This is a genomic window from Humibacillus xanthopallidus (assembly GCF_006716675.1).
GTDB lineage: Bacteria > Actinomycetota > Actinomycetes > Actinomycetales > Dermatophilaceae > Humibacillus > Humibacillus xanthopallidus_B.
Map to the genome: position 1 here is coordinate 1,807,334 of NZ_VFPM01000001.1, position 6,774 is coordinate 1,814,107.

Here is a 6,774-nt window from a genome sequence, read left to right on the forward strand (position 1 = left end):
CCTCGAGGTGCTGACCTCGCGGCACCCCGGCGCGCTCATCGGCTGACGGTTCGTGCCGGAGGCCCGGTCCGACGTGACAGGACCGTCGGCTAGGTTCTGCTGTCCGTGGAGTGGTTCGACGCAATCGCGGCCCGTGCCCGCCCGGCGTCGGGTGAGGTCGCGCTGAACGCACCCCAGCTGACGATCGTGCTGCTTCTCGCCCTCATCGTCGTCATCACGCCGCCGGTGTGGCAGGTCGTGCGCCTCGGGGTGACCCTCGTGCACGAGCTCGGGCACGCAGGCGTCGGGATCGTCGCCGGCCGACAGTTCACCGGCTTCGTGCTGCGTGGCGACATGTCGGGGCACGCGGTGACGCGCGGTCCCTCCCGCGGGCCCGGGCGCATCGTCTCGACGTGGTCGGGCTACCCGATGCCGGCCCTGCTCGGGGCGGGCGTCGTCTGGGCGGCGCTGCGGGGCTGGTCGGCGCCCGTCATCACCGCCATGATCGTCATCCTCCTCTTCGCGCTCATCCGGGTGCGGTCGGCCCTCACGGTGCTCGTCGTCCTCGCGGCCCTCTCCTGGCTCGGGGCACTCTGGTGGTGGCGCAGCGACACCCTGCAGCCGCAGGTGTTGCTCGGCCTCGGGTGCGTGCTCCTCGTGGGCGCCTGGCGCCACCTGTCGGCCGTGCTCGGCGACCACAGCTCCGGCAGCGACCCGGGGGTGCTCGCGGCCCTCAGCCACCTCCCGCGGGCGGTGTGGAACGCGAGCTTCGTCCTCGTCTGTGCCGCCGCGACCTGGGTCGTCGCCGTCGAGGTGCTGCACGCTCTGCGCTGAGCGGGAATCACTCCCCACGGATGAGGCCCCCGGCGCCGCGGGGAGCCACGCTGGGAGTATGAGCTCCAACGGCGACACCGTCCCGGTCCCCACGACGCCGACCACCACTGCGTCACCTCCGGGCACGCCCGTGCATCCCACGGCAGAGCCGGTCTCGCCCCGCAGACGATGGCTCTCCATCCTCTCGGCGCTCATGATCGTGATCGGCTGCGTGCTCGTGCCGGTGACCGCCACCTCCTTCTGGGTGCGCGACACCGTCACCAACACCGACTCCTACCTCTCCGTCGTCGGTCCACTGGCGAGCGACCCGGAGGTGCAGGCCGCCGTCGAGGTGCAGCTGACGGATCGCATCATGACGGAGCTGTCGAAGCTCGACATCATGGGCTCGCTCACCGATGCGCTCGTGGAGAAGGGGACGCCGCCCCAGCTCGCGCAGGCCCTCAGCCTGCTCCAGTCTCCGATCCAGGACCGCACCGAGGCTCTGGTGCGGCGGATCGTCGACCAGGTCGTGACGAGTGAGGCCTTCGCCAACGTCTGGACGGGCGCGAACCAGGTGGCGCACACCCAGCTCATCCGCCTGCTCGAGGGCGAGACCGCGGTGCTCACCCAGCAGAACAGCGGCGAGCTCGTCGTGGACCTGTCGGCTCTCTCCGCAAAGGTCAAGGTCGCCCTCGAGGACGCCGGCGTGCCGGGCGCGTCCAAGCTCCCGGAGGTCGGCGGCACGATCGTTGTCGGCGACGGCCAGCGCCTCAGCCAGGCCAAGACCACCTACCAGCTCATCAAGGGGTTGCCCTGGGTGCTGCTCGTCGTGAACCTCGGCCTGCTCATCGGTGGAGTCCTGCTCGCGAGTCGCCGCTGGCGCGCGACGATGCTCACCCTCGGCGGCGTCCTCGTGGCAGCACTCCTCACCCTCGTCGCGGTGCGGGTAGGCAGCGACTACGCCATCTCGGGTCTCAATCCGGCCAACCGTGGGGCCGCGGGCTCCGTCGTCACGGCGGTGACGGACCGGCTGCGCGACATCCTGCGCATCATCGGCTGGCTCGCCCTCGCCGCAGTCATCGTGACGGCAGTGACCGGCAGCGGCCCGCGGGCGACGGGCCTGAGGCGATCCGTCGGCGGTACGGCGAGCCGGGCCTGGGGTGCGGCGGTCGCATGGCACCACACCCCGCTCGTCGCGGGGGCCGTGGCTCTCGTCGCGGTCATCGTGCTGCTCGCGGTCGACCTGCCGGTGTGGCTGGCCATCACCCTCGTCGTCGTGACGGTCGTGGCCGGGGTGCTCACCTGGCGGAGCATCCGGCCCGCCGAGGTCGCCGCCTGACGCGGCTACGCGATGGGTTGCGTGGTCGGGGGGTCGCTGACGTCGCGGTGCTGGACGAACTCGACCGGGTTGTCGTCGGGGTCGAGGACGTAGGCGATGCGCAGGCCGCGCACGTCGTGCGGCTCCTGCAGGACACGGGCCCCGATGCGCGTCGCAAGCGCGAAGGCCGCCTCGACGTCGTGGGTCCAGAGCACGATCTCGGCGCCGCGTCCCCGCTCGTCGAGCCGGATGTCGAGATCGTGGTCGCGGCGCCCCGCCTCGGCCGAGCCGACCCCGAGCGTCAGTCCTTCGAGCTTGAGCTCGATGTGTTCGGCCGCACCGAGCATCGGGGTGCGGAAGGACTCGACGAAGCCGAGGTGGGCGTAGAAGGCGGCGGTGCGCTCCACGTCGCGCGAGTAGAGGTTGACCTGAGGAGTCGTGAACACGCCCCCGACCCTACGACGCCGGTTCTCCCGGGCGGGCGAGATGCCTGGGCTCAGTTGAGGTTCATCGGTGGGTGGGGCGGTGGTGACACGGCCCCCAGCGCCGTCGCGAACTCGCACTCGCGCCGCACGAGGGCGAGGCCGAGTCGCAGGCGGGACTCCGTGTCGGTGCTCTCGAGGAGGGACTGCCGGTCGGGCAGGTCGAGCGACACGACCTGCGGGACGGCGTACGACAGCAGCCGGTTGTCCTCGGGGAGCTCCGGCTCGTCCTGCCCGAGGAGGGCGGCGAAGGCGAGCAGCTGCTCCCGCACGCGCTCGGCGAGGGCGGTGACGCGCAGGTCGTCACCCTCGGGCTCGTCGAGCCAGGTGACGTCGCCCGTCACGTAGGGCGTGGTCGCCGCGGGGTCGATGCCGTCGAGGCGGAAGCGGTCGGTGCCGACGGAGACGACGAGGAAGCGCTCGCCCTCGAGGGCCGCGGCCTGGGTCAGCAGGGCCGCACACCCGACGGGGTGCAGCGCCCGGACGCCGTCGTCGCCGACCTCGTAGCCCTCGCGGATCGCGACGACCCCGAAGAGCGGCGAGCGCTCGTCCTGCCCCGCGAGCAGGTCACGGAGCAGGGCGACGTAGCGCGGCTCGAAGATCTGCAGCGGCAGCTGGGCGCCCGGCATGAGGACGGTGCCGAGAGGAAAGAGCGGCAGGGTTGCCATGAGTCCAGCCTAGGTCGCGACGGCGGGCGCGCCAGCCCTGGACGGGCCGCAGGCCGGCGCTGGGCACCGGCGCGTGCGCTCCATCTCGCGTGCTCAGTCCTGGACGGGGCTCGCCATGAACTGGGTGGCGGCGAGCTGGTCCTCGAGGTCGCCGGCCGAGCTCGTCAGCGCCTGCGCGAAGCCGAGCGCGAGCCCCATCGCCTCCTGGTCGCCGAGGCCGAGGCGGACCGCGATGTCGTTGGCGTTGGCCGGGCGCTTCTCCGGGTCCTTCTCTAGGCAGTCGGCGATGAGCTCACGCAGGTCCTGCGGGATCTCGTCAGGGAGTGGCGGCGGCGGCTCGTTGACGTGCGAGAGAGCTGTGGCGATCGGGGTGCCCCGGTCGAAGGGACGCTTGCCCGAGAGCATCTCGTGGCCGACGACGCCGAGGGCATAGAGGTCGCTGGCGCCGGTCGCGGCGTGACCGAGGGCCTGCTCGGGGCTGATGTAGTTGGGCGTGCCGAGCATCTCGCCGTGCTGGGTGTGACCGCTGGCGTCGAGGGCACGCGCGATGCCGAAGTCGGTGAGCTTCACGACGCCGTCGGGTCGCACGAGGATGTTGGCGGGCTTGACGTCGCGGTGCACGACCCGGGCCTCGTGGGCCACCCCGAGCGCGAGGGCGGCCTGCCCGAGGATCGAGCGCACCTCACCCGAGTCGAGCGGGGCGCGCTCGGCGAGGATCTTGGACAGCGGCTCACCGTCGACGAGCTCCTGGACGAGGAACGCGAGCCCGTCGTCCTCGCCGTAGTCGAAGACCGTCGCGATGTTGGTGTGCATGAGCCCTGCCGAGTGCACCGCCTCGTCGCGGAAGCGAAGGGCGAAGAGCCGCTCGTGGTCCGCGTCGGGACGCATGACCTTGACCGCGACACTGCGCTGGAGCACGTCGTCGGTGCCGGCCCAGACGTCAGCCATGCCGCCGGAGGCGATCCGCTTCTCGAGGCGATAGCGGTGGCCGAGCACGAATCCTTCCTGCAAACGGTTCATGTCAGCACCTCGGGCCTTTCGGACAGAAGGTGCACGTCGTTCGACATCTCGGAGGCCTTCGTCAGCAGGAATGGTACGGGACCGCGTGCGGTGGTGGCCGCATCGCGTGGGCGGCACACTCCCGCCCGTGCCCCCGAGGCACGGGCCTCCCATACCCGCCGACGCGGGCCCGCGAACATCTGCCTTGCCGATGGATTGAGTAACGCTCCCAGCCGGACAGTGCGGGTTCAGGCGCGGAGGAGAACTGTCGCGAGGGGGGAACCGTCGCCTCCGCTTCGCTCCGGCTCCTCCCAAATCCACCTGTCCATACGCGATGACGAAGGGCCCCCACGACAGCGCAAAGGGCCCCGGTTCCGTGAACTGGGGCCCCTCGTCATCGCGTGCGCGAGGGGGGATTTGAACCCCCACGCCCTTTCGGACACTGGCACCTGAAGCCAGCGCGTCTGCCGTTCCGCCACTCGCGCGTGACAAGGACACAGTGTGCTGTATGCCGCGCCGGATCGCCAAACCGGGTGGCGCCCCGTGGGCTCGGTCCCGCTCCCACACCACACGGCACGGCGCACCCCAGAGGCGCCGTGCCGTGTGATGTCCCCGTCTGGGTCTCAGCCCTAGGTGAGAGCGGGGGTGTCTGCGGGGCCTTCCTGGGCGGCATACCCCGGTGCGTGCCGCCCACGAGGGCGGTCGCCGAGCGAGAGGGTGGCGAGCAGCCCGAGGACGAGGAAGCCGGCGGCGGTGAAGGCGGCATTCCGCGTCGCGTCGGAGAACGCCTGCTGCGCCACGGGGGCCGCGGCTGCGGTGCGCGGGTCGCCCGACAGCCCCGGGATGGCCCCGCCGGCGCTGTCGACGACGGCGTTGACGATGCCGGTGCGGGCAGCGGGCGGCACCCCGAGGTCCTCGAGGCCGTTCTCCAGGCTCACCGCCGCCGTGGTGAAAAGGACGGTGCCGAGGATGGCGATGCCGAGCGCCGAGCCGATCTGCCGCGCCGTCGACTGCAGGCCGGAGCCCTCGCCGCTGCGCTGGACCGGCACGTCGACGAGCACGACGCCCGTGAGCTGGGCGGTCGCGAGCCCGACGCCGAAGCCGTAGACGAAGAGGCACGGCACGACGGCGAGCCACGACGACGTCGGGCTGATGACGAGGCCGAGGGCCGCGATGCCGACGATCTCGGCCACGATGCCCGCGCGGACCATCGCGGCGGGCTGGAGGTGACGGCTCAGCGCGGCGGAGATCCCGCTGGCGGTGAACGAGCCGATGGCCAGGCCGAGCAGCACGAGACCGGTCTGGAAGGCGGTGTAGCCGAGGACGTTCTGCAGCCACAGCGGCAGCGACAGGACGATGCCGAACTCGCCGAGGCTGACGATGAGCGCGGCGATGTTGCCGTTGCGGAAGGAGTTGATGCCGAACAGGTCGAAGCGGAAGAGGGTCGGCAGTCCCGCGGCGGTGCGTCGCAGGGTGCGCACGACGAAGATGCTCCCCGCGATGAGCGTGATGGCGAAGGCGACCGGCACCGGCGAGATGGCGAAGGGCCACGTCCACGAGCCGAGCTCGAACGGCTTCGTGCTGCTCCACCAGCCGTAGGTGCGCCCCTCGATGAGCCCGAAGGCGAGGGACGCGAAGGTCACCGCCGACAGCAGGGCGCCGACGACGTCGATGCCCCGGTCCTCGTCGGCGCGCGACTCGTCGACGAAGAGGAGGACCCCGGCCACGATGATGAGGCCGATCGGCAGGTTGATGCCGAAGGCCCACCGCCACGAGAAGGAGGTCGTCAGCCACCCTCCGAGCAGCGGTCCGAGGGCGACCATGCCACCGATCGTCGAGCCCCACACGGCGAAGGCGATGCCGCGGTCGCGTCCGGTGAAGCCGACGTTGATGAGCGAGAGCGTCGTCGGCAGGATCATCGCCCCGCCGAAGCCCTGGATGATCCGGGCGCCGATGAGCGCCTCGCCCGAGTTCGCGACGGCGGCGAGCCCGGACGCGACGACGAAGACGACGACGCCGATGAGCAGCATCCGCCGGCGCCCGATGCGGTCGGCGAGCGCACCCCAGATGAGCAGGGTGGCCGCGAAGACGAGCGTGTAGGACTCCTGCACCCACTGCACACCTGCGACGAGGTGAGGCCGAGATCGTTGACGATGTTCGGCACGGCCACGTTGACGATCGTCGAGTCGACGATGATGAGAGCGACCGCGATGCTGATGGCGACGAGCCCGTACCAGCGGCGGCGTGAGTTCCCGTCGGACACGATGACCTCGATTCTGCGAGGGCCGGATCGGCGCATCCTGCCTAATAGTTAGACGACCGTAGTATCTGTCACGGCCATACAATCGCCAGATGGAAGGTCCGTCAGCAGTGGCGCCTCCGGGCGGCCACCGCATGCCCCGGAGACCGTGGCGCTGCGAGACCTCGCCACCGCGGCTCCGAGGCCAGCACGGCCCTCGCGCGCCGCATGACGAGGCACCCCACCGACCTCGCCGCCATGAGCCACATCGCGTAT

General features: G+C 71.3%; 5 protein-coding genes, 1 tRNA gene and 1 pseudogene. 2 read left to right on the forward strand and 5 right to left on the reverse strand.

Going from position 1 to position 6,774, the window contains the following annotated elements; all coding sequences use genetic code 11:
- Window positions 1–105 precede the first annotated feature (105 nt).
- Both FBY41_RS07885 and FBY41_RS07890 read left to right on the forward strand, forming a co-directional pair.
- Window positions 106–813 carry a M50 family metallopeptidase gene (locus tag FBY41_RS07885; protein WP_141842923.1) on the forward strand — a complete coding sequence of 236 codons (708 nt, stop codon included), beginning with the start codon at window positions 106–108 and terminating at the stop codon, window positions 811–813.
- Between the two features lie 58 nt (window positions 814–871).
- Entirely contained in the window at window positions 872–2,131 is a 1,260-nt protein-coding gene (locus FBY41_RS07890) for a hypothetical protein (RefSeq protein WP_141842925.1), read from the forward strand.
- Between the two features lie 5 nt (window positions 2,132–2,136).
- Here FBY41_RS07890 and FBY41_RS07895 read toward each other — a convergent pair whose 3' ends face one another.
- The 5 genes and pseudogenes from FBY41_RS07895 to FBY41_RS07915 all read right to left on the reverse strand — a co-directional run bounded on the left by FBY41_RS07895 (window position 2,137) and on the right by FBY41_RS07915 (window position 6,558).
- Window positions 2,137–2,556 carry a VOC family protein gene (locus FBY41_RS07895; protein WP_141842927.1) on the reverse strand — a complete coding sequence of 140 codons (420 nt, stop codon included), beginning with the start codon at window positions 2,554–2,556 and terminating at the stop codon, window positions 2,137–2,139.
- A gap of 50 nt (window positions 2,557–2,606) precedes the next feature.
- Window positions 2,607–3,260, reverse strand: coding sequence for an LON peptidase substrate-binding domain-containing protein (locus FBY41_RS07900; protein WP_141842929.1), 654 nt, complete (start codon window positions 3,258–3,260; stop codon window positions 2,607–2,609).
- Window positions 3,261–3,353: 93 nt separating this feature from the next.
- The gene (locus tag FBY41_RS07905; RefSeq protein WP_141842931.1) at window positions 3,354–4,280 is read right to left on the reverse strand and encodes a serine/threonine-protein kinase; all 927 of its coding nucleotides are present in this window, start codon (window positions 4,278–4,280) and stop codon (window positions 3,354–3,356) included.
- A gap of 381 nt (window positions 4,281–4,661) precedes the next feature.
- A tRNA-Leu gene (locus FBY41_RS07910) sits at window positions 4,662–4,744 on the reverse strand.
- Between the two features lie 144 nt (window positions 4,745–4,888).
- Window positions 4,889–6,558, reverse strand: a pseudogene (locus FBY41_RS07915) (DHA2 family efflux MFS transporter permease subunit).
- Window positions 6,559–6,774: the final 216 nt, after the last annotated feature.